The following is a 16570-nucleotide window of genomic DNA, read 5'->3' as shown; positions in this document are numbered from 1 at the left end:
CTGTTGAAATTATAAGCTGTTAATGATACAATATAAATGTATAAAATGTATAATATGTGTCTTACAAATTCTTTATAAAAGGGCTACCGTGATTTCTGCCTTTCTGCGGTAGCTCTTTTTTTACACCCTTGCATGACCGTGCTGTTAATGATACAATAGTAATTGGCGAAACTTTCTTATCAAAAACAGCACCAATTGTTTTTGGAGACTGTACCCATGGGCTGTGGGTGCGGTCTTTTTTTATTGTTATTTAACTTCCCAAGATTTACCGCAGTCTTGACAAATTGCCATTTGTTTACTGTTAATGTCTGTCTTGGATTTCTTTGTTTCTTTGTATTTAGATTTCTTAGGTGTTAATGCCCATGCACCAAAGGTCATGCCGATCATGGCTTTACGACCTAAACTGTTACCTGCACGAGTCACAACACTTTTCTTTCTTACTTCTGATTTTCCTTTAGTTTTAGCGGAATCCTGCACAAACTCATATCCTATGTTTAGGCTGTGACATTTAGGACAATAAGGTGCATCAAGATAAAAAATCTTATAAAATTCTTCGGCTTTTTGGCTGTCTACCTTTTTCAAAATCTCATAGTAAGCATCCCTAGACCTGTCTTTATCCGCTTTAATCTTGCTTGCATTAAATCCAAAATTACCGTTAAATTTACGCATTTCATAATCGTATGTAAACTGATTAATAGCATCTTTTGTATAATCCAATTTGACGATAATATCCTCTTTTGGGTTCTCTTCTGCCTTATCAAAACGGCATAAATAAAAGCTGTCTTTTGCCACATAAAGTATATGCGTTAGTGTAGAAAGAAAACCGCTATCTGTATATTTGCCTGCTGTGATAATTAAATCACTAGGTTCATTAATAATACCTTTTTCTATAGCAATTTCTATCGTTTTTTCATCAATTTCATACTGCGGAACTTCATTATCAGCAGTAGAAACAGTAGTTAATTCTTTTAAGATTTCCTCTGTAGGGCATCCGCAGTTAGGACACGCAGGAGCTTTTTCGGAGAACTCTTTTCCACATTCTGTACAAGTTATTAATGCCATGTAAAATCCCTCCTTTTGTTAATGTGTAACAGGCAACATACCAACCACAATCCCCAACAAATCCCCATCAAGAAACCACGGTTTTATGCGGTTTGTAGGACTTTTTACATAGTAGAATCCCCAACAAATACCCAACAAATCCCCATCAAAACACCATCAAGGTATGTTTTTTACTTCTGAAAATCTCAAAAACCACGTATTTATGCGGTTTTCAGCACTATGCAAAAAAATATTTTATTTTATGGTTGACAAATCACGTTTTATGGTGTATTTTTATTTTCTTATATATAACTATAGTATCTAAAGACTATAGTTATATATAACCTATATAGTATTATAATAAATAATATATTTATATTTAATTAAAAAGAAAAAAATAAAACAAAAAAAGAAAAAGTTTAGAGCTGTTTAAATGCAATTAGCTGTGGGGTGTATCCTGTCAGCATTGCAAGTTGCTCTTTTGTATAATCTTTGTGTTCAAGTATCACTTCGTCTGGTATCAAAAGTTCAGAAGCAAATGTCTGTGCTTCTTGTTCGATAGAGTTCTCATAACAGTTCTTGCCAAATGAGAAGAAATAAAAATCTTCTTTGTGCAGGACCGCATGACCTAACGCATGAGCTAAGACCTCGTAATACTTTTTTTCGTTGTCTAATAATTTTTCGTTTATGTAAATAAAATCTCTTTCGTGAATCTTTAAATAGCAACCAGATATTTTTTTTAAGTCCCCGATCTGGATGATTATGTCTAATTCTTTTGCAAGCCTAACGGGGTTTCTGGTTTCGTATTTTTTAATCAAATTGTATACAATAGATTTAATTTGATTATGATTCATACATTCATATCCTTTCTTCACTTATTTTTCTGTTTAAGATATATAAGTGACATTTCATATTGAGCTAATATTGCGTCAAGAGATTCATCGTCAAGTTTTTCCCCATCGTAGTAGATAGGGTGTCTAGTTCTGTTTTTAAGTAAATCTCTCATTCTCTCTAGTTCATCTTTGATGTCTATTCTTTGATTTTTTTCTTCATTTTCCTCCTTTCCAGTCATTATAAAATCCAATGACACATTAAAATAGTCAGCTATTTTTTTCAATTTTTCGGCATTTGGTTTAGAAGTGCCGAGTTTGCTTAAATAGCCTTTTCCAAAACCCAAGTCTCCCTCAACCCTGTTCATAGATACATGATTGATTTTACATAGGTGTCGGATGCGTTCTTTCATGTCCATGCTTGCTCCTTTCACAAAGTTCTGAAAAAATCGCAAAAAACTATTGACAAACTGAAAAAATCGCATATAATTAAGATATAGCTTCTGAAAAAATCGCAAAACAATAGCGAGGCAGTTTGCTTGAATAGTTTTTTAATTTTTTGTGGTAATTAGATTATAGAATATATTCAGAACTAAGTCAATATTATTTTGTGATATTTTCAGAACAATAAAAGAAAGAAAGGAGTGTAAAAATATGTTAGTCGGCACGAAAGTTAAAGAAATTGCCAAGAAAAAAGGAATCTCACTTAATCAACTGGAAAAAGATACAAAAATTGCAACAGGTAGTATTTCAAAATGGGACAAAATTAGTCCATCGTTTGAAAAGGTGTGCAATGTAGCAAAGGCATTAGATGTCAACGTTGATGAATTAATAGGAGAGGTGGATGAGTAGTGAAGAAAAAGAAAATGAAAAAGAAAATGAGAAAGCTATCAAAGAGAGTAGCCGTCCTTGAAAAAAGAGTAGATGAAATCAAGGACAGCATGAACAACACAGGGAAGAAACTTGTAAGGTAGCAGAAAAGAGGGTGTATATGAATTTTGACGATTTGTTTTACTACCTAAATTACGGTAGGACGAGAAAACAAAAAAAGAGAGACTTAATGTTTTTAAGAACTCTCTTCTTCATAAAGCTTGCTACATTGATTTTGATGATAGTAATGCTTGCTATTTATGTATATCTACTAATAGCGAAATAAAAGCAATGACAACAGAAATAAAAGCTAAAGCAGTATTGATAAGGACCATACCTTTAGTCCATAACCATTCTTTACGAATTGCTTTGATAAGCTGTTTATCATTTTCTAAAAATTTTAAAATTTCATCTTGAACCTTTTGATTTTTGGAATAGTCAGAAGATTTCATTTTATCAATGGTTTCTTCATCTGGTTTATCAAGATGCGGTAAAGGATTTTTAGACATAGTATACCTCCTAAGGAGATTATAACACAGAAAGGAGTACAGAAATGTATATTCCACCATTTCAATTAGGAATATTTGTAGGAGCTGTAGGAGTAATTGCACTTGAAATCACAGCTGTATTAATCGACAACTACAGAAGTAAAAAGAGAAGAGAATCACGAAAGAAATAAAAATGCCCCATGCGGTACTGAAACTACCACACAGGGCGAATGTAACCACTAACCATAGCTTAGCGGTAAGGAAATTATAACACAATTTTTTTAACACCGCAAGAAAGAGGTGCGGAATGGAAGATAAAACAAAGCAGTGGAAAGACTTAGAAGAATACTTTGCAACAGAGGTAATTGAGCAAAGTAAACGGACAGCAAAAAGATGGTTTGCAATCTGGTTAATTACATTCATTGCATTGGTTACGACAAATACAGTGTGGATATATGTGTTCAACTCATATGAATACGTTCAGCAGGACGGAAGCGGAGTTAACAACTATCACACCGATATTGATGGAGACTTAGAGAATGGGACAAAGAATTAAAGCTAAGAAGAACGGCAAGTACAGAAAAGTGGCGTTCAGACAGGCAGGAATGAAGAAAAGAGGATACTACCGCAGGAAGAAGCGGAGAAAGTGAGGTAAAGTTGGAAAAAACAAAGTATGCAAGCAATGATACAGAAGTACTAAAAAACAGATTACTAGTGACGGATGAAGAGTTACGTTGTGTGTTAGGGGTTGGAAGAAAAACCGCTAAAGCAATAGCACAACAGGCGGACGCAGTCGTCAGAGTTAACGGCAGAAAGTTAAATTCGATGGAAAAAATCAGACAGTACATTGATACAGTAGCAGGAAAGTAAGAGAAAGGAGTAAACATGGAATACCCGAAAGCAGTTATGAAGATGGGAGAACTTGTTAAGATGGGGTTTCCGAGATCGTTTCTTGACGAAGCTTATCGGGAACGTGGACAAGACTTTGCACAAAAAGGTCCTAAGTCCAATTCTCCTATATTTTTCGATACAGAAAGATTTGAAAAATGGAGAATAAGAAAGCTAACAAATGAGAACCAAGCAATGCAGAGAGGAGGGTTTTAAATGAAAATGGGAGCATTTATGATGGGGTGCGGACTGTTAGTCTGCGGATTAGATTTAATGCCATTCTGGTTTATGGGTACTTGCGTAGCCGCAGGACTGGCATTAATCGCACAAGAGCGTGATAGATGGAAATAAAAAAGCACCCAGACGTGCAGGTCTAAAGTGCTTAACAAAAAAGTTTATAAACCGATTATAGCAGGAAAAGGAGAATGTGACAATGATTATTACAAAAAAAAGAGTTTAAAGATACGGTTAAAAAAATAATCGTTGATGGAATCAGCAACACACGACAAGAGAATGTAACAGAGGAAAAAAACGCAGAAGCTGACAAAAAGTTAGCAACAGTGTTGACAGACTACTATGAAAAAGTAATTAGAAACATCTTTCGTGGAGAAAATTGGACGTACAGTGAAGACGAATTAGCTAATGTTTCGGCTTCGGTTTTGAATGATGGATTTTCTGACAATCCAGAACCACTGGTATTTATGGAAAATTTGGCGTGCATTGCAAGTACTAGATTACTGATTAACATATTAGAAGAAAAAAGGCAGGAAGAAGAGCCACAGGAAAAGGAATTTGACGTAGAAGAGATTCTAAAAGAAGCAGGGGAGTGTGAGTAGTTATGATCGTGACAGGATACACAAACGAATACGGAACAGTAATCCCTGTGGAAGATGCAGACGATTATATCCAAAAGAGAATAAAAGGAAATGAAGAGGATAGAGAGTGGTTTATCGACTATATGTGGGATATGCTCGAAAACAATGTGAATGAACTTGTAAAACTTAGAGAAGCATTTTTTGACGATGTATGCAGTGATAAAGAGGTCGATGAACAGGGAAATGACCTTAACTGCATCGAGGAATATATCGAAGAATAGGAGATTGAAAAATGGCAAAATTATATGAAATCAAAAATGAACTTAATGAGTTATTATTAATGGCTGATGAGCAGGGACTATCCATTGATGATATTAAAGACACTATGGATGGAATCGAATTTGAATTTGAAGAAAAGGCTGATTCCACAGCAAAGATGATTAAAACACTGATCGCTGATGCGGATGCAGTAAAAGCAGAGAAAGACAGGTTAGCAAAAAGAGAGACAGCATTGAGAAACAGTGCGGACAACTTAAAGAAGTATCTTGAAACAATGATGCTTGAAGTAAAAAAGAAGAAGTTTAAAACAACACTGTTTAGCTTCAATATCCAGAAAAATCCTAAAACTGTAAAGGTAGAAGTTGAGGAATTGTTACCTAAAAAGTATCTGATTAAACAGCCAGACAAGGTTAACAGGAAACAGCTTCTTGATGATTTGAAAGCAGGAGTCATTGAAGCTAACGAAAACATGAGACTGGTACAGACGGAAAGTTTAAGAATTAGATAGGAGTGTTGGAAGATGGAGAAATTTAGAGATTTAAGAGCTGATGAAATTGATTGCAGAGTTGCAATTGTAAAAGATAGCGGAGTGTCAATCTTATTATATAAGGATGCAAGATGCGACATGAATATCCTTGATGAAGCAATTGGTATCACAAACTGGAAAAGGCATCATGAGGTAATTAATGGCAATCTTTTCTGTACTGTAGAAGTATGGGATGAAGAAAAGAAAGAATGGATTTCCAAACAGGATGTAGGTAAAGAATCCTACACAGAGAAAGAAAAAGGGCAGGCGTCAGATTCATTCAAGAGAGCTTGTTTCAATCTCGGAATCGGACGAGAACTGTACACAGCACCTTTTATCTGGATTCCAAACAAATACGTTAACATTGAGCAGGGAAGAAACGGAAAACCAACAACAAATGACAAATTTAAAGTTGAAAAAATTGTAATCGAGAAAAAAAGAATTGTAGGACTGTCAATCATTAACGATACAACACATAAAAGAGTATTCATCTATGATGGCAGAACAGAGGAAGAAAAGAATGGAGACAAAGGCGAGAATAAGTAATATATCCATTGATTTTGAATCTGGAAAGCAGGTTATTTCCCTTGTATGTGAAAAAGACATACGAGGGGAATATGACCGACTAAAAGATAAGGAATGTCGGCTAAAGGTTGTACAGTACCGTGAGGGCAGGAGTTTAGATGCAAACGCATACTTCCACGTTCTGGTTGGAAAGATTGCAGAAGTAACGGACAACAGCAAGGTATATATAAAGAACAAACTCATAGCAGAGTACGGACAGCATGAGATTATAAATGGTTCTCTTATATCACTTCCGCTAGATAACGATATAGAAGTGTACGACCTTGAATTTTGCCACCTACAACCGACAGCCAGTACAACTACCAATAAGGCAGGTAAGTTGTTCAGAATCAATCTGGTAATGCGTGGGAGTCATACCTACGACACAAAGGAAATGTCTGAACTAATAAAAGGAACTGTTGCAGAAGCAAAAGAGCTTGGAATTGAGACAGCAACACCGCAGGAGATAAAAGAAATGGAAGAAAGGTGGAGAGTAAAACTTGAAAAAGCTAACTAGTGTATTTACAGAAAATATGGACTGTTGCATTTACACAGGTTCTTACATAGTGGAAAGACATCATATTTTCGGTGGTTCTAATAGGAAGAAAAGTGAAAAATATGGATTTGTCGTACCACTAAGACCAGACTTTCATCCGAACGGTGTACATTTTAACAGAAAAAATGGAGATATAGATACAAAGCTTAAGACGATGGCTCAAACATATTATGAAGAGAATATCGGTAGCAGGGAAGAGTTCAGAAAGGAGTTTGGCAAGTCATGGCTGTAACATACACTATTCAAGGCAGACTGGACGGACTTAACACTTTTATTTATGCAAACAGGACCAATCCCTACAAAGGTGCCAGATGCAAAAAAAACAATCAAAAAATTTGCAAGGCATACATACCACAATGGCTAAAGAAAAAGCACATAAAATTCCCAGTGATTCTGGAAATTAAGTGGTATGAAAAGAATAAAAGACGTGATCCAGACAATGTCTTTTCGGCTATTAAGTACATATTAGATAGCTTGGTAGAAGTAGGAGTGTTCCCAAACGATGGTCAGAAACAGGTAGAGGGTATCGTTAACTGGATAAAGGTCGATGCAAAGAATCCAAGAATCGAGATAACAATCTACGAAGACGGAGACAAATATTAAGCAGGAGGGCAATGATGCAAATAAACATAAATACAGACTGGGAATGGTATGAAAACACAAATGTATTTAGATTGTTTTATCATTGCCTACTACATACAAATTTAGAGGACAAGCGGTACTGCGGAAAAGAGATAAAGGCAGGACAATTTGTTTCAAGTCGTGCAAGAATATCCGCAGAAACAGGGCTAACAGTAGACCAAGTCAGAACTGCTCTTAAGAAGCTAAAGGACACAGGGTACATATCCACAAAAAGCACAAATAAATACACGACATACACAGTAAATGGGTATCAGAAGTACATAGATTGTGGACAAGTTGCAAAAGCAACTACCGAGGAAAACACGGCAGTTGAAAATGGAACAAAAATGGAACAAACAGAAGAAGATGCAAAGGAAACTTGCGAGAAGTCGAACAAAAAAGCAATCAATGAATGTTTTGAAAGACTCTGGAAAAAGTACCCGAATAAACGTGGTAAAGGACAGGTATCCGACACAAAGAAAAAGACTTTGTATGAGATAGGAGAAGAAAAAATAGAAAGAGCTTTGAAAAGGTATCTGGATGATTTATCTAAGGACAGCAGTTGGAGAAAGCCACAGAACGGCTTGACATTCTTTAACAGCGGTTACGTGGATTATCTGGACGAGAACTACGAAAAGCCATCAGAACCGAAGCCACAGCGGAATCCTGCGAGCGTTTTAGCCTGCGAGAGGGATTATGATTTTGACAGCTTAGAGATGCAGTTGATGCAGAAGCAATTAGAGTAGGGAAAAGGAGTGATGGAAAATGTATCAGATGAGTTTTTTTAGTAATGAGACAGCTTTACGAAGCCATTCCATTACTAAACAGACCAGAAGAGAATCACACAAAAAGGTTAATAAAGAAGCAATACATATCTTGATTTTAGAACAGCTCGAATACGGAGCAATGACAGCAAGAGAGATTGCAACGGTACTGTATAAGCACAAAAAAGTGTTAGAACCGACAAGGCAGCAGGTACAACCAAGATTGACGGAATTAGTGCAGGATGGGCGTATTGAGGTATGCGGTAAACGACATGACAGTTTGACAGACAGGAACGTGGCAATCTACAGAAAGGTGGTGGAATAAATGGGACGTAAAGTGTATACGGAAGAGTTTAAACAACAAGTTCTTGCCGACAGCTACGAAAAAAATGAAGTAACGATGGTTGCAAAAAAATATGGTATACACCCATCCACCTTACACAAATGGAAAAGACAGCAAAAAGCAATAGAGGATGATACTGCATACACAAAAGACTACAAAAAAGCGGTTATTAAGACCAAGTTGTTAAAAAAATATACGGCAAAAAAATGCTCACGGATTTTTAAAGTGCCAGAGTATTTAGTTACTTTTTGGGAAGAAGAATTGGGCAGTGAATTAATGGAAGAAATCAGAACGCAAAGATACATTAAAAAAAGGCGTGTATTTGTTCGTGCAACGTCACATTCTGGTTATTGGAAATAGAAAAGGAGATCAAAAAAATGAAAGGTTATAAAGCATTTAATAAAGGATTAATTTGTAAAGACAAACAGTACAAAGAAAATGAAGTTTTTGAGGAAGAAAAAGCAGTTCCATGCCACAGCGGTATGCATTTCTGCAAGAATCCGTTCGATGTTCTTAATTATTATAATCTGGTAGATGATAACGGAGATTTTTCAGACTTTGCGGAAGTAGAAGCACCAGAAGATGCAGAAGTAAAAACAGACGATAATATTAAATATTGCACAACAAAACTTAAGGTTGGAGCGAAGTTCTCTTTTGCAGGGTTTATTAAGGCTTGCGTAGATTTTGCGATTGAGAAAACACAGACAGAAAAAAATGACTCTGGGGACTCCGCACAGATTGGTAGCTCTGGGGACTCCGCACAGATTGGTAGCTCTGGGAACTCCACACAGATTGGTAGCTCTGGGAACTCCACACAGATTGGTAGCTCTGGGAACTACGCAAAGATTGGTAGCTCTGGGGACTCCACACAGATTGGTAGCTCTGGGAACTCCACACAGATTGGTAGCTCTGGGGACTCCACACAGATTGGTAGCTCTGGGGACTCCACACAGATTGGTAGCTCTGGGAACTACGCAAAGATTGGTAGCTCTGGGGACTCCACACAGATTGGTAGCTCTGGGGACTTCACACAGATTAAAAGCACAGGATACGACAGCATTATTTGTTGTGCAGGGGATGATAGTTGCGTAAGTGCTAAAAAAGGAAGTTGGATTACTCTTGCGGAATGGAAATATAGCTATGAGAAAGATAGATATGTTCCTAAGTGTGTAAAGACAGAGTATGTGGACGGAGAGAGAATCAAAGAAGACACGATGTACAAATTAATTGATGGAGAATTTACAGAAGTTTAGTAACTAAATAGCATCTTTTCTGGTTTGATTCTCTGCCTAAGTAACTGTAAATAATGTTTTTTTTGTATTTTCAGATTCTTCCATTTTTCATCTTTATTAGGCAGAGACTCAAGCCAGAAAAGGCTTGTTGCACAGCAGGATTTTTATATACCACACGAACAATTAAATAAGAATCCTCGCAACGCATAAGCAACAAAACTCTTTAATTATTTGTTGTATAAGTCATGATTTCCTCTGCTATTAACGGCAGGGGAGAGAATGGACAGTAAAGGAGTAAGAAATGCAAATTTATAATATAGAAACGAAAGCAATTATAAGCGGAGAAGAAATAAAAGAATTAGATGATTGTTTTATTTTGTCAAATGTTGATGAGAGAAACGATACACATACAACTATTAGATGTTTGAAACCAACATGGAACAAAGTAATTTGTAAAGAAACGTGTTTACAGCGTATTACAAGTCAGCTAAATCAACTTACACAAAACACGGTTTTAGGAGTTGATGAGTTAAGCAATAATACAGATACACTCATGATGAGAATAACATTGAAAAATGTTAAAAACAAAAGTCTATTGATATATAACAAACAAAATAAAACAACATACATTGATTGTTGGTTTATCAGTAGTAGATTTTTAGATCAAGCCATAGAAGATTATTTAACAAATAAGGAGGATTAAATATGGGAATTAAAAATCTAACAGAAGCAGAAGAAAAAGAGTTTTACAGACTTGTTGGGAAGATGAATGGAAAAGAACCAGACAAGAAACAGGATGTAAAGGTAAATAAACCACAAATATCAGAAAGATATTTTTACATTAGTGATGGAGTTATTGTAGAAAGCATGTGGGCGAATGATCATTTGGATGAAGCAAGGTGGGAATTAGGAAACGTCTTTTTTACGGAAGAAGAAGCGGAGTTTGCAAGAGAAAAGAAAAAAGTAGAAGTAGAACTTGCACGGTATGCAGATGAACACAATGATACCGATTATAGCGGAAATGATTATTACCATATAATTATGCATACAGGAGTAAAAATTACAAATGTTTTTGGATATTGGAAAGGGAAAGTTGCAGGAGCAACATATTTTACATCTGAAAAAGTTGCTAAAGATGCAATCGAAGCAGTAGGAAAAGACAGAATCCTTAAATACATCTTTGGGGTAGAAAGTGAGGAAAATGAGTAATGAATTTAGAAGAAGCTACTAAATATATGAAAAGTAAGGTAAAAGAGAAATATAAGGACGGCACGGTTCAACTAGCGGCTCTGCACGACGAAGAAGCTAATGATTTTTTCAAAGAAGCGGAAAACTATAAACGGCTTGAAATCTGGCTGGAAGAACTGAAAGAGTTGAGAGAATACAAGAAAAAGATGAAAGCACAGTTTCTTGATGATATTGAGAATCCGTTGGAACCAATTAAGCTAAGCAGTGCGTTAGAATCAGAGATATTTAAGTATGAGTATAGGGCAGAACATGATCCACAAAAGATTAGTCCTTTAGATTATACAATCATATATGCATTAAAACATTGTTTGGAAGAGCAACTGAAAGAGGTGGAATAAGATGAACATTGGAAAAGCGTTTGCAGTATTTCAACAAATAGAGTCTAAAAAATATACAAAAGATGAAAAGTACGAAGCGATACATGATGTAATAAATGCAGCGACAATAAACAGTATCACAAAAAAGCAGGTGTTAAATGTAGTGTCATGGTTGTTCAATAAGCAACAAAAATATAGATGGCACGACTTAAGAGATAATCCGAATGACCTGCCAGAAGATAATAAACAAGTTTTAGTTTCTATAAAAGATGGGTGCATTCACAGAACATGGCATGACTCTCACGGATGGAGAAACCGTAACAGTAAAATTAGATATTATAGCGATAAAAGTGTTTTGGCATGGCGAGAGATTGAAGAATTTGAAAGCGAGGAAGAAAATGAAGATTAATGCAAAACAACCAAGTATTAAAACATACACATTAAGTCACTTCAAAATTGGAGAGGTGTGTATGGGTGTGAGAGATGAACATTATTATCTTGTAGTTAAATCAGAAAAAGAAAAGAAACAGCTTGTTGATTTGACAGAAAACGAGATTATAAGAGATGCAGGATACATGAGATTTATACCGGCGACAGCAGAACTTAATATCAAGGATGTGGGGTAAAATTTATGAAAAAAATATTATTTGTCGTATTTTCAATGACAATAATGAGTTGTGTGTTAGTAGGTTGTAATGCTATAAGCAAACAAGACAATAACGGAAACGAGTTGCCTGTACTAAAAACAATCTCAAATAATGCAAGCGACATTGTGTATGACACTGAAACAAAAATTGTTTATTGGGATACGTATGGTAGTTTGACACCTTATCTTAGCAAAGACGGTAGATATTGCAGGTATGAGAAAGGCAAGATCGTGCCGATTGAAAGGAGAGAATAACATGAAAATAGTTGACATCAACACATTAAAAGGTTCAGACAGACACGGCAGTTGTATAGAGTGCGAAAAAGATTTTGCAGAAGATAAAGGAATGAAAAGAATTGTTTTCGGTACAGATCAGAAGCGTACCATCTTCTTATGTGACAAATGTTACCATGATTTATTAAAAGAGATGACAAAGAAAAGATTAAAAGAAATGGGGGTTGAAATATGCAGAAAATAACAAAATGTCCATACTGCGGCAGTGATCATGGAATGTTTGTAAAGTTTAAAGCTAATGGAACTGACACATATAGCTTTAATGGAAAAATGGAAAACAGTGAAGTCACGGATTACTTTAGTTATAACAAAACAATGAGATGCGTGGAATGTAGCAAACGTATTATGAGCTATGAAGAATATGAACGTGATTATCTTGTTGAAGATTAGAAGCACAATGAAGTAAAGGAGTATCAATGGACTTAGAACAAAAAGCAATAGAAAGAATCAAAACAGCATCAGAAATGAGTCTTGAATATTACAAACAGCCACTTATCTGCACATACAGCGGTGGCAAGGACTCAGATGTATTGTTAGAACTATTCAAACGTTCTGGAGTTCCTTTTGAAGTACAGCACAGTCACACCACAGCGGATGCACCACAAACAGTGTGGCACGTTCGTGATAATTTCAAGAAATTGGAAGAGGGGGGGATAAAGTGCAGTATTAACTATCCAAGGAAGCCAGACGGAACCAGAATCACAATGTGGAATCTCATTCCAAAGAAACTTATGCCACCTACACGGCTAGTAAGATATTGTTGTAAAGAATTAAAAGAAACAGCAGGCATGGGAAGATACGTGGCAACAGGTGTTAGATGGGATGAAAGCACAAAAAGGAAACACACACGATCAGAATTTGAAAAGGTAGGGGCATCAGTTAAAACAAAGGAATCGTTTGATGATTCTGTAATGATCAATAATGACAACAATTCTAAAAGAAGAATTACTGAATTGTGCATGCAGAAGCACAAGATGGTTGTAAATCCCATTGTTGATTGGAGAGAGGAAGATATATGGAACTACATAGACCAAGAGAATATATCTGTTAATGAATTGTACCAATGCGGATATAAAAGAGTTGGATGCATCGGTTGCCCAATGGCAGGCAGAAAAGGAAGATTAAAGGAATTTTACGATTTTCCAACATTCAAACTAAATTATATCAGAGCATTTGACAGGATGTTAGAAGCAAGAAAAGCAAAGAATCTTCCTACACAGTGGGAATCTGGAGAAGAAGTATTCCTGTGGTGGATAGAAGATAAGAATGTTGCAGGGCAAAGAGAGTTTAAGGTAGCAGAAAACGGACAACTTATGTGGTAAAGGAGAAAATAAATGAGTTATTCATGGTCAACAGAAGAATATAGCGATCATTACAGCACAGATTTTGACACAATAGAAGAATGTATCAAAGAAGCTAAAGACATGGGATGCAAAGCAGGTACAACTATCTGGATTGGAAAAGTAGAAGAAGTGGATATAAGACGGGTAGACCTAACAAGCATACTAGAAGATTTACACAGTGCTGTATATGATGATGTAGGAGAATTTGCCGAAGATTGGTACATAGAAGATATAGACAGCAAAGAAGCCTACGAAAAGTGTGAAAATGCTATAAATGATCTGGTTGTTAAATATATCGAAGAAAACGGCATGAAACCAACGTTTGCAAAAGTAGTAGATGCAGAACTGTATGTTATCAAGTAGGAGGAAAGAACATGGACGTTATCAAACAAATAGATTACATGATCGCTTGTTTAGAGGTGGCAAAAGAAGAAATCAACTATAAAAAAAGATATGAAATGAAAATAAAAATGAGAGAGGATAACGACTGGAACTGGTATAAGAGAAACAGGACACCAAGCAATACACTTATCAAAGAGAATCTTAGAAATGTTGGAAGAACAGGATTCAAGCTTGCGAAAGATTTAGAGGTGGTTGTTTATAAAGAAGTGGAGATGAAAGAATGATACTAAAAATCTTACTTGTTATCATCGGTATTATCTTAGGACTGGTATGCAGTAGTTTATGCCAGTCCGCTAAAGCAAGAGATACGATCACAATGACATTAGAAGATTATGAGCATATCGGTGCCGTTTTTAACAGCTTGCCGATAAGAGAACGACATAAAAATTTAAAGAAGCAGGACGTAGCATTATATAGATGCCCTAAGTGCGGAAACTACATAGCAGAATGGACAGAAGTTTGTGAGTGTGGGAACCGGTTAGACTGGGGAGAAAGTGAGGACTTACATGTTAATAATGACAAAAGATAGAGAGATTCTGAATCTTGATAATGTTCTTGAAATTCGGGCAAGCGAAGAAAATGTAGAATGTGAGCTAATGAATGGATATATTTATATAATACAATCATTCAAAACACATAAAAAAGCAGAAGATGCATTAGACAAGATACTTAATCAATATGACAGAGGACAAAGGGTTATCAAGTTATAAAGGAGTGTTACAAATGTTAGTACTTACACAAAGTCAACGAATGGCTATCAATACTGAATATGTAGATTGTATGTTTATCCAGAAAGAAATAAAAAAATACGGTTTATATTTTATTATGGCATCCGATCAAGAAAAAGTCGCTATTGCATATTACGAAACAGAGAAAGAAGCAATGGAAGAACTCAAATTGATGCTGACTTGTAGGAAACAAAAACAAGATGCATATTTTATCAAACAAGAAAAGGCGGGGTTATCATAAGTAGTAAATACTTTAATAACAGACAAGCACCTGCACAACAACGCAGGGTTAAGAATCGCATTTTAATGCGTTATCAATGCGTTTTTAACGAGTTTTAATGCGTTTCCACTCGATAAGCATACAAAAGGAGTGTGATTATATGAAATGTGTTTGTATGGGATGCACAGAAGCAACAGGAAGAAGTTGGGATTGCCACACCAGATGTGACGGTTATAAAGAGTTCCAAGCAAGAAATGAGGAAGAAAAGAACGTTATCAAGAAGAAAAATCCTTATTACTGGTCAGAGGACAGAGAAAAGAAGATAAAAAGAAATGCTTTAAACAGAAACAGGAGGGGAAGAAAATGATCTATAAAAAACCAGAAAAGTTAAATAAACATATTATCAAAAATACACTAGATTTTTATGATTGTGTCACAGCAACAGTGCAAGAACAAATAGTTGTAATGGCTTTAAAAGAACTTTTAGAGTATAGAGAGACAGGATTGACACCAGATAAGATTAGAGAAATGGACAAGATGTATTTAGAGAAGTGCCAACAGGTTAACAGGCTGACGTGTACCTGCGAAATGTACGAAAGGATGGCTAAAAGTGAGTAATATATTATTTATAGTAATGTATGGTATCGCAGAAACAGCACTTGGACTATGTGGAGCAACAACGGCTATATATTTATTGATTTTTTGTGTTGATCTGGCAGTAAATCATACATTACAGGAATTTAAAAAAGATAAAAATACACAAAAAGTTTTAAAAATTGCAATGTTATCATCTTATGTATGTGTGTTATCAACTGTATTTTGTGCGGTAATTGCAGGATTTAAAGGAGTTTAAAATGAATAAGCAAGACTTATATACCTTATGTACATTAATACCGCCTACTGACGATTACAGCGGTCACAATATGTATCTATGCGGTAAACGTGACGGATTTAATGAGTGTGTGCAGATGCTGAAAGAAAGTTTAGAAAATATAAAAGAAGAAGCAGAGGATTGAACCCCTGCTTCTTTTATCTGTATGAAAAGTTGTGATCTAAAATTTCTATATTGTAGTTTCCAGTCGTACCACTTACCTGCTGATGCGTGATGATGTAGTTAGCTGTGATACCTGCGGTAATGAACGCTGTTAAGATGATTGATAATAATATTTTTTTCATGTTGTCTCCTTTTCTACCCTCGTAACCTCCGGGGTGGGTGGTGTATGTTATGCAGGTATTACAAGGCTGTCACGATCAGCCTTGACAAGACGATTTTTATTAAGCCTATCTTTCCACTTTTCAACAAGTGACTCATGGAGCTTTAAGGATTCCTGTTCACTGTGCGTTGTATAAGAATCAATTTCTTCGAAATCATCCATATACATTACAACGGTTTGATATTCGTGTAATACTTCCACATAAACTGTGGAAATAATACATTCTGTTTGATGTAACCAAAATTTGTGTCTTGCAATTGTTTTATTCATTTTCAATCCCTCCTATTCTTTTCTGATTGCTTTGTTCTCTTAACTTACTTTTATTATATCACTTTAAAAAG

General features: G+C 35.6%; 42 protein-coding genes. 36 read left to right on the top strand and 6 right to left on the bottom strand.

Features of this window, described 5'->3' with window-relative positions; genetic code table 11:
• Window positions 1-246: 246 nt before the first annotated feature.
• The 3 genes from KE503_RS10670 to KE503_RS10660 form a co-directional block, all read right to left on the bottom strand.
• A complete protein-coding gene (locus tag KE503_RS10670) occupies window positions 247-1062 on the bottom strand; it encodes a hypothetical protein (protein WP_212385206.1) in 816 nt (271 codons plus the stop codon).
• 398 nt (window positions 1063-1460) lie between these two features.
• The gene (locus KE503_RS10665; protein WP_212385205.1) at window positions 1461-1895 is read right to left on the bottom strand and encodes an ImmA/IrrE family metallo-endopeptidase; all 435 of its coding nucleotides are present in this window, start codon (window positions 1893-1895) and stop codon (window positions 1461-1463) included.
• Window positions 1896-1912: 17 nt separating this feature from the next.
• The gene (locus KE503_RS10660; protein ID WP_212385204.1) at window positions 1913-2290 is read right to left on the bottom strand and encodes a helix-turn-helix domain-containing protein; all 378 of its coding nucleotides are present in this window, start codon (window positions 2288-2290) and stop codon (window positions 1913-1915) included.
• 235 nt (window positions 2291-2525) lie between these two features.
• Here KE503_RS10660 and KE503_RS10655 point away from each other — a divergent pair, with 235 nt between their 5' ends.
• Window positions 2526-2723 (top strand): helix-turn-helix domain-containing protein, encoded by a 198-nt coding sequence (locus tag KE503_RS10655; protein WP_212385203.1) that lies wholly within the window; start codon window positions 2526-2528, stop codon window positions 2721-2723.
• Window positions 2723-2845 carry a hypothetical protein gene (locus KE503_RS14725; protein ID WP_283093077.1) on the top strand — a complete coding sequence of 41 codons (123 nt, stop codon included), beginning with the start codon at window positions 2723-2725 and terminating at the stop codon, window positions 2843-2845. The genes KE503_RS10655 and KE503_RS14725 overlap by 1 nt, the downstream gene beginning before the upstream one ends.
• A 150-nt stretch (window positions 2846-2995) precedes the next feature.
• Here KE503_RS14725 and KE503_RS10650 read toward each other — a convergent pair whose 3' ends face one another.
• Window positions 2996-3250: a hypothetical protein gene (locus KE503_RS10650; RefSeq protein WP_212385202.1), complete on the bottom strand. Its 255-nt coding sequence runs from the start codon at window positions 3248-3250 to the stop codon at window positions 2996-2998.
• Window positions 3251-3294: 44 nt separating this feature from the next.
• On the opposite strand from KE503_RS10650, the gene KE503_RS14720 reads away from it, so the two are divergent.
• The 34 genes from KE503_RS14720 to KE503_RS10490 all read left to right on the top strand — a co-directional run bounded on the left by KE503_RS14720 (window position 3295) and on the right by KE503_RS10490 (window position 16031).
• Window positions 3295-3420, top strand: a complete 126-nt coding sequence (locus tag KE503_RS14720) for a hypothetical protein (protein WP_283093076.1) — start codon at window positions 3295-3297, stop codon at window positions 3418-3420.
• A gap of 116 nt (window positions 3421-3536) precedes the next feature.
• Complete coding sequence (locus KE503_RS10645; protein ID WP_212385201.1) at window positions 3537-3785, top strand: hypothetical protein; 249 nt, start codon at window positions 3537-3539, stop codon at window positions 3783-3785.
• Window positions 3786-3886: 101 nt separating this feature from the next.
• On the top strand, window positions 3887-4099 hold the full coding sequence (locus KE503_RS10640; protein ID WP_212385200.1) for a hypothetical protein: 213 nt from the start codon (window positions 3887-3889) through the stop codon (window positions 4097-4099).
• A gap of 15 nt (window positions 4100-4114) precedes the next feature.
• On the top strand, window positions 4115-4333 hold the full coding sequence (locus tag KE503_RS10635; protein ID WP_212385199.1) for a hypothetical protein: 219 nt from the start codon (window positions 4115-4117) through the stop codon (window positions 4331-4333).
• Window positions 4334-4468 carry a hypothetical protein gene (locus KE503_RS14715; RefSeq protein ID WP_283093075.1) on the top strand — a complete coding sequence of 45 codons (135 nt, stop codon included), beginning with the start codon at window positions 4334-4336 and terminating at the stop codon, window positions 4466-4468.
• 209 nt (window positions 4469-4677) lie between these two features.
• Window positions 4678-4953, top strand: coding sequence for a hypothetical protein (locus tag KE503_RS10630; protein ID WP_212385198.1), 276 nt, complete (start codon window positions 4678-4680; stop codon window positions 4951-4953).
• 2 nt (window positions 4954-4955) lie between these two features.
• On the top strand, window positions 4956-5213 hold the full coding sequence (locus KE503_RS10625) for a hypothetical protein (protein ID WP_212385197.1): 258 nt from the start codon (window positions 4956-4958) through the stop codon (window positions 5211-5213).
• An 11-nt stretch (window positions 5214-5224) separates the two neighbouring features.
• On the top strand, window positions 5225-5719 hold the full coding sequence (locus KE503_RS10620; protein ID WP_212385196.1) for a siphovirus Gp157 family protein: 495 nt from the start codon (window positions 5225-5227) through the stop codon (window positions 5717-5719).
• A gap of 12 nt (window positions 5720-5731) precedes the next feature.
• Complete coding sequence (locus KE503_RS10615) at window positions 5732-6283, top strand: hypothetical protein (protein WP_212385195.1); 552 nt, start codon at window positions 5732-5734, stop codon at window positions 6281-6283.
• Window positions 6231-6818: a hypothetical protein gene (locus tag KE503_RS10610; RefSeq protein ID WP_249183043.1), complete on the top strand. Its 588-nt coding sequence runs from the start codon at window positions 6231-6233 to the stop codon at window positions 6816-6818. Before KE503_RS10615 ends, KE503_RS10610 begins: the two co-directional genes overlap by 53 nt.
• Window positions 6802-7089, top strand: coding sequence for a phosphoenolpyruvate carboxykinase (locus KE503_RS10605; RefSeq protein ID WP_118683133.1), 288 nt, complete (start codon window positions 6802-6804; stop codon window positions 7087-7089). Before KE503_RS10610 ends, KE503_RS10605 begins: the two co-directional genes overlap by 17 nt.
• Entirely contained in the window at window positions 7080-7460 is a 381-nt protein-coding gene (locus KE503_RS10600; protein WP_212385194.1) for a RusA family crossover junction endodeoxyribonuclease, read from the top strand. Before KE503_RS10605 ends, KE503_RS10600 begins: the two co-directional genes overlap by 10 nt.
• 11 nt (window positions 7461-7471) lie before the next feature.
• Window positions 7472-8224, top strand: a complete 753-nt coding sequence (locus KE503_RS10595; protein WP_212385193.1) for a hypothetical protein — start codon at window positions 7472-7474, stop codon at window positions 8222-8224.
• A gap of 19 nt (window positions 8225-8243) precedes the next feature.
• Entirely contained in the window at window positions 8244-8567 is a 324-nt protein-coding gene (locus tag KE503_RS10590) for a hypothetical protein (protein WP_212385192.1), read from the top strand.
• Complete coding sequence (locus tag KE503_RS10585; RefSeq protein WP_212385191.1) at window positions 8568-8945, top strand: transposase; 378 nt, start codon at window positions 8568-8570, stop codon at window positions 8943-8945. It begins immediately after the preceding gene.
• Between the two features lie 17 nt (window positions 8946-8962).
• Window positions 8963-9838, top strand: coding sequence for a DUF7666 domain-containing protein (locus KE503_RS10580; RefSeq protein WP_212385190.1), 876 nt, complete (start codon window positions 8963-8965; stop codon window positions 9836-9838).
• A gap of 280 nt (window positions 9839-10118) precedes the next feature.
• The gene (locus tag KE503_RS10575) at window positions 10119-10520 is read left to right on the top strand and encodes a hypothetical protein (protein WP_212385189.1); all 402 of its coding nucleotides are present in this window, start codon (window positions 10119-10121) and stop codon (window positions 10518-10520) included.
• Between the two features lie 2 nt (window positions 10521-10522).
• Entirely contained in the window at window positions 10523-11026 is a 504-nt protein-coding gene (locus tag KE503_RS10570) for a hypothetical protein (RefSeq protein ID WP_212385188.1), read from the top strand.
• Window positions 11026-11403, top strand: coding sequence for a hypothetical protein (locus tag KE503_RS10565; protein ID WP_212385187.1), 378 nt, complete (start codon window positions 11026-11028; stop codon window positions 11401-11403). Before KE503_RS10570 ends, KE503_RS10565 begins: the two co-directional genes overlap by 1 nt.
• Before the next feature lies 1 nt (window position 11404).
• Window positions 11405-11791, top strand: a complete 387-nt coding sequence (locus KE503_RS10560; protein ID WP_212385186.1) for a hypothetical protein — start codon at window positions 11405-11407, stop codon at window positions 11789-11791.
• Window positions 11781-12008 (top strand): hypothetical protein, encoded by a 228-nt coding sequence (locus tag KE503_RS10555; RefSeq protein ID WP_212385185.1) that lies wholly within the window; start codon window positions 11781-11783, stop codon window positions 12006-12008. The genes KE503_RS10560 and KE503_RS10555 overlap by 11 nt, the downstream gene beginning before the upstream one ends.
• Before the next feature lie 5 nt (window positions 12009-12013).
• Window positions 12014-12283 (top strand): hypothetical protein, encoded by a 270-nt coding sequence (locus KE503_RS10550; protein ID WP_212385184.1) that lies wholly within the window; start codon window positions 12014-12016, stop codon window positions 12281-12283.
• A gap of 1 nt (window position 12284) precedes the next feature.
• Window positions 12285-12506: a hypothetical protein gene (locus KE503_RS10545; RefSeq protein ID WP_212385183.1), complete on the top strand. Its 222-nt coding sequence runs from the start codon at window positions 12285-12287 to the stop codon at window positions 12504-12506.
• Window positions 12494-12712: a hypothetical protein gene (locus tag KE503_RS10540; RefSeq protein WP_212385182.1), complete on the top strand. Its 219-nt coding sequence runs from the start codon at window positions 12494-12496 to the stop codon at window positions 12710-12712. Before KE503_RS10545 ends, KE503_RS10540 begins: the two co-directional genes overlap by 13 nt.
• Before the next feature lie 26 nt (window positions 12713-12738).
• Entirely contained in the window at window positions 12739-13644 is a 906-nt protein-coding gene (locus KE503_RS10535) for a phosphoadenosine phosphosulfate reductase family protein (RefSeq protein WP_212385181.1), read from the top strand.
• Window positions 13645-13656: 12 nt separating this feature from the next.
• The gene (locus KE503_RS10530) at window positions 13657-14028 is read left to right on the top strand and encodes a hypothetical protein (protein WP_212385180.1); all 372 of its coding nucleotides are present in this window, start codon (window positions 13657-13659) and stop codon (window positions 14026-14028) included.
• Window positions 14029-14039: 11 nt separating this feature from the next.
• A complete protein-coding gene (locus KE503_RS10525; RefSeq protein ID WP_212385179.1) occupies window positions 14040-14291 on the top strand; it encodes a hypothetical protein in 252 nt (83 codons plus the stop codon).
• Window positions 14288-14596, top strand: coding sequence for a hypothetical protein (locus KE503_RS10520; RefSeq protein ID WP_212385178.1), 309 nt, complete (start codon window positions 14288-14290; stop codon window positions 14594-14596). The genes KE503_RS10525 and KE503_RS10520 overlap by 4 nt, the downstream gene beginning before the upstream one ends.
• Window positions 14574-14777, top strand: coding sequence for a hypothetical protein (locus KE503_RS10515; RefSeq protein WP_212385177.1), 204 nt, complete (start codon window positions 14574-14576; stop codon window positions 14775-14777). Before KE503_RS10520 ends, KE503_RS10515 begins: the two co-directional genes overlap by 23 nt.
• Before the next feature lie 13 nt (window positions 14778-14790).
• A complete protein-coding gene (locus tag KE503_RS10510; protein ID WP_212385176.1) occupies window positions 14791-15036 on the top strand; it encodes a hypothetical protein in 246 nt (81 codons plus the stop codon).
• A 139-nt stretch (window positions 15037-15175) separates the two neighbouring features.
• Window positions 15176-15382: a hypothetical protein gene (locus tag KE503_RS10505; protein WP_212385175.1), complete on the top strand. Its 207-nt coding sequence runs from the start codon at window positions 15176-15178 to the stop codon at window positions 15380-15382.
• Entirely contained in the window at window positions 15379-15633 is a 255-nt protein-coding gene (locus KE503_RS10500; RefSeq protein ID WP_212385174.1) for a hypothetical protein, read from the top strand. The genes KE503_RS10505 and KE503_RS10500 overlap by 4 nt, the downstream gene beginning before the upstream one ends.
• Window positions 15626-15868 (top strand): hypothetical protein, encoded by a 243-nt coding sequence (locus KE503_RS10495; protein WP_212385173.1) that lies wholly within the window; start codon window positions 15626-15628, stop codon window positions 15866-15868. Before KE503_RS10500 ends, KE503_RS10495 begins: the two co-directional genes overlap by 8 nt.
• A 1-nt stretch (window position 15869) precedes the next feature.
• Window positions 15870-16031: a hypothetical protein gene (locus KE503_RS10490; protein ID WP_212385172.1), complete on the top strand. Its 162-nt coding sequence runs from the start codon at window positions 15870-15872 to the stop codon at window positions 16029-16031.
• A 13-nt stretch (window positions 16032-16044) separates the two neighbouring features.
• On the opposite strand, the gene KE503_RS10485 is transcribed toward KE503_RS10490, so the two are convergent.
• Window positions 16045-16191, bottom strand: a complete 147-nt coding sequence (locus KE503_RS10485; RefSeq protein ID WP_212385171.1) for a hypothetical protein — start codon at window positions 16189-16191, stop codon at window positions 16045-16047.
• A 47-nt stretch (window positions 16192-16238) separates the two neighbouring features.
• Complete coding sequence (locus KE503_RS10480) at window positions 16239-16499, bottom strand: hypothetical protein (RefSeq protein WP_212385170.1); 261 nt, start codon at window positions 16497-16499, stop codon at window positions 16239-16241.
• Between the last annotated feature and the right edge of the window lie 71 nt (window positions 16500-16570).

The sequence above is a fragment of the Anaerostipes sp. Marseille-Q3525 genome (assembly GCF_018223505.1).
GTDB classification, from domain to species: Bacteria; Bacillota; Clostridia; order Lachnospirales; family Lachnospiraceae; genus Anaerostipes; species Anaerostipes amylophilus.
This window is presented reverse-complemented; position numbering and strand designations above follow the sequence as displayed.

Coding starts and splice junctions, on each gene's coding strand:
- KE503_RS10620 (WP_212385196.1), top strand. CDS start 5,225: ATGGCAAAATTATATGAAATCAAAAATGAACTTAATGAGTTATTATTA.
- KE503_RS10555 (WP_212385185.1), top strand. CDS start 11,781: ATGAAGATTAATGCAAAACAACCAAGTATTAAAACATACACATTAAGT.
- KE503_RS10645 (WP_212385201.1), top strand. CDS start 3,537: ATGGAAGATAAAACAAAGCAGTGGAAAGACTTAGAAGAATACTTTGCA.
- KE503_RS10575 (WP_212385189.1), top strand. CDS start 10,119: ATGCAAATTTATAATATAGAAACGAAAGCAATTATAAGCGGAGAAGAA.
- KE503_RS10670 (WP_212385206.1), bottom strand. CDS start 1,062: ATGGCATTAATAACTTGTACAGAATGTGGAAAAGAGTTCTCCGAAAAA.
- KE503_RS10560 (WP_212385186.1), top strand. CDS start 11,405: ATGAACATTGGAAAAGCGTTTGCAGTATTTCAACAAATAGAGTCTAAA.
- KE503_RS10545 (WP_212385183.1), top strand. CDS start 12,285: ATGAAAATAGTTGACATCAACACATTAAAAGGTTCAGACAGACACGGC.
- KE503_RS10525 (WP_212385179.1), top strand. CDS start 14,040: ATGGACGTTATCAAACAAATAGATTACATGATCGCTTGTTTAGAGGTG.
- KE503_RS10665 (WP_212385205.1), bottom strand. CDS start 1,895: ATGAATCATAATCAAATTAAATCTATTGTATACAATTTGATTAAAAAA.
- KE503_RS10490 (WP_212385172.1), top strand. CDS start 15,870: ATGAATAAGCAAGACTTATATACCTTATGTACATTAATACCGCCTACT.
- KE503_RS10650 (WP_212385202.1), bottom strand. CDS start 3,250: ATGTCTAAAAATCCTTTACCGCATCTTGATAAACCAGATGAAGAAACC.
- KE503_RS10485 (WP_212385171.1), bottom strand. CDS start 16,191: ATGAAAAAAATATTATTATCAATCATCTTAACAGCGTTCATTACCGCA.
- KE503_RS10550 (WP_212385184.1), top strand. CDS start 12,014: ATGAAAAAAATATTATTTGTCGTATTTTCAATGACAATAATGAGTTGT.
- KE503_RS10505 (WP_212385175.1), top strand. CDS start 15,176: ATGAAATGTGTTTGTATGGGATGCACAGAAGCAACAGGAAGAAGTTGG.
- KE503_RS10635 (WP_212385199.1), top strand. CDS start 4,115: ATGGAATACCCGAAAGCAGTTATGAAGATGGGAGAACTTGTTAAGATG.
- KE503_RS10540 (WP_212385182.1), top strand. CDS start 12,494: ATGCAGAAAATAACAAAATGTCCATACTGCGGCAGTGATCATGGAATG.
- KE503_RS10580 (WP_212385190.1), top strand. CDS start 8,963: ATGAAAGGTTATAAAGCATTTAATAAAGGATTAATTTGTAAAGACAAA.
- KE503_RS10535 (WP_212385181.1), top strand. CDS start 12,739: ATGGACTTAGAACAAAAAGCAATAGAAAGAATCAAAACAGCATCAGAA.
- KE503_RS10510 (WP_212385176.1), top strand. CDS start 14,791: ATGTTAGTACTTACACAAAGTCAACGAATGGCTATCAATACTGAATAT.
- KE503_RS10625 (WP_212385197.1), top strand. CDS start 4,956: ATGATCGTGACAGGATACACAAACGAATACGGAACAGTAATCCCTGTG.
- KE503_RS10610 (WP_249183043.1), top strand. CDS start 6,231: ATGATGGCAGAACAGAGGAAGAAAAGAATGGAGACAAAGGCGAGAATA.
- KE503_RS10660 (WP_212385204.1), bottom strand. CDS start 2,290: ATGGACATGAAAGAACGCATCCGACACCTATGTAAAATCAATCATGTA.
- KE503_RS10655 (WP_212385203.1), top strand. CDS start 2,526: ATGTTAGTCGGCACGAAAGTTAAAGAAATTGCCAAGAAAAAAGGAATC.
- KE503_RS14720 (WP_283093076.1), top strand. CDS start 3,295: ATGTATATTCCACCATTTCAATTAGGAATATTTGTAGGAGCTGTAGGA.
- KE503_RS10515 (WP_212385177.1), top strand. CDS start 14,574: ATGTTAATAATGACAAAAGATAGAGAGATTCTGAATCTTGATAATGTT.
- KE503_RS10615 (WP_212385195.1), top strand. CDS start 5,732: ATGGAGAAATTTAGAGATTTAAGAGCTGATGAAATTGATTGCAGAGTT.
- KE503_RS10500 (WP_212385174.1), top strand. CDS start 15,379: ATGATCTATAAAAAACCAGAAAAGTTAAATAAACATATTATCAAAAAT.
- KE503_RS10585 (WP_212385191.1), top strand. CDS start 8,568: ATGGGACGTAAAGTGTATACGGAAGAGTTTAAACAACAAGTTCTTGCC.
- KE503_RS10565 (WP_212385187.1), top strand. CDS start 11,026: ATGAATTTAGAAGAAGCTACTAAATATATGAAAAGTAAGGTAAAAGAG.
- KE503_RS10480 (WP_212385170.1), bottom strand. CDS start 16,499: ATGAATAAAACAATTGCAAGACACAAATTTTGGTTACATCAAACAGAA.
- KE503_RS10570 (WP_212385188.1), top strand. CDS start 10,523: ATGGGAATTAAAAATCTAACAGAAGCAGAAGAAAAAGAGTTTTACAGA.
- KE503_RS10530 (WP_212385180.1), top strand. CDS start 13,657: ATGAGTTATTCATGGTCAACAGAAGAATATAGCGATCATTACAGCACA.
- KE503_RS10590 (WP_212385192.1), top strand. CDS start 8,244: ATGTATCAGATGAGTTTTTTTAGTAATGAGACAGCTTTACGAAGCCAT.
- KE503_RS10520 (WP_212385178.1), top strand. CDS start 14,288: ATGATACTAAAAATCTTACTTGTTATCATCGGTATTATCTTAGGACTG.
- KE503_RS10600 (WP_212385194.1), top strand. CDS start 7,080: ATGGCTGTAACATACACTATTCAAGGCAGACTGGACGGACTTAACACT.
- KE503_RS14715 (WP_283093075.1), top strand. CDS start 4,334: ATGAAAATGGGAGCATTTATGATGGGGTGCGGACTGTTAGTCTGCGGA.
- KE503_RS10595 (WP_212385193.1), top strand. CDS start 7,472: ATGATGCAAATAAACATAAATACAGACTGGGAATGGTATGAAAACACA.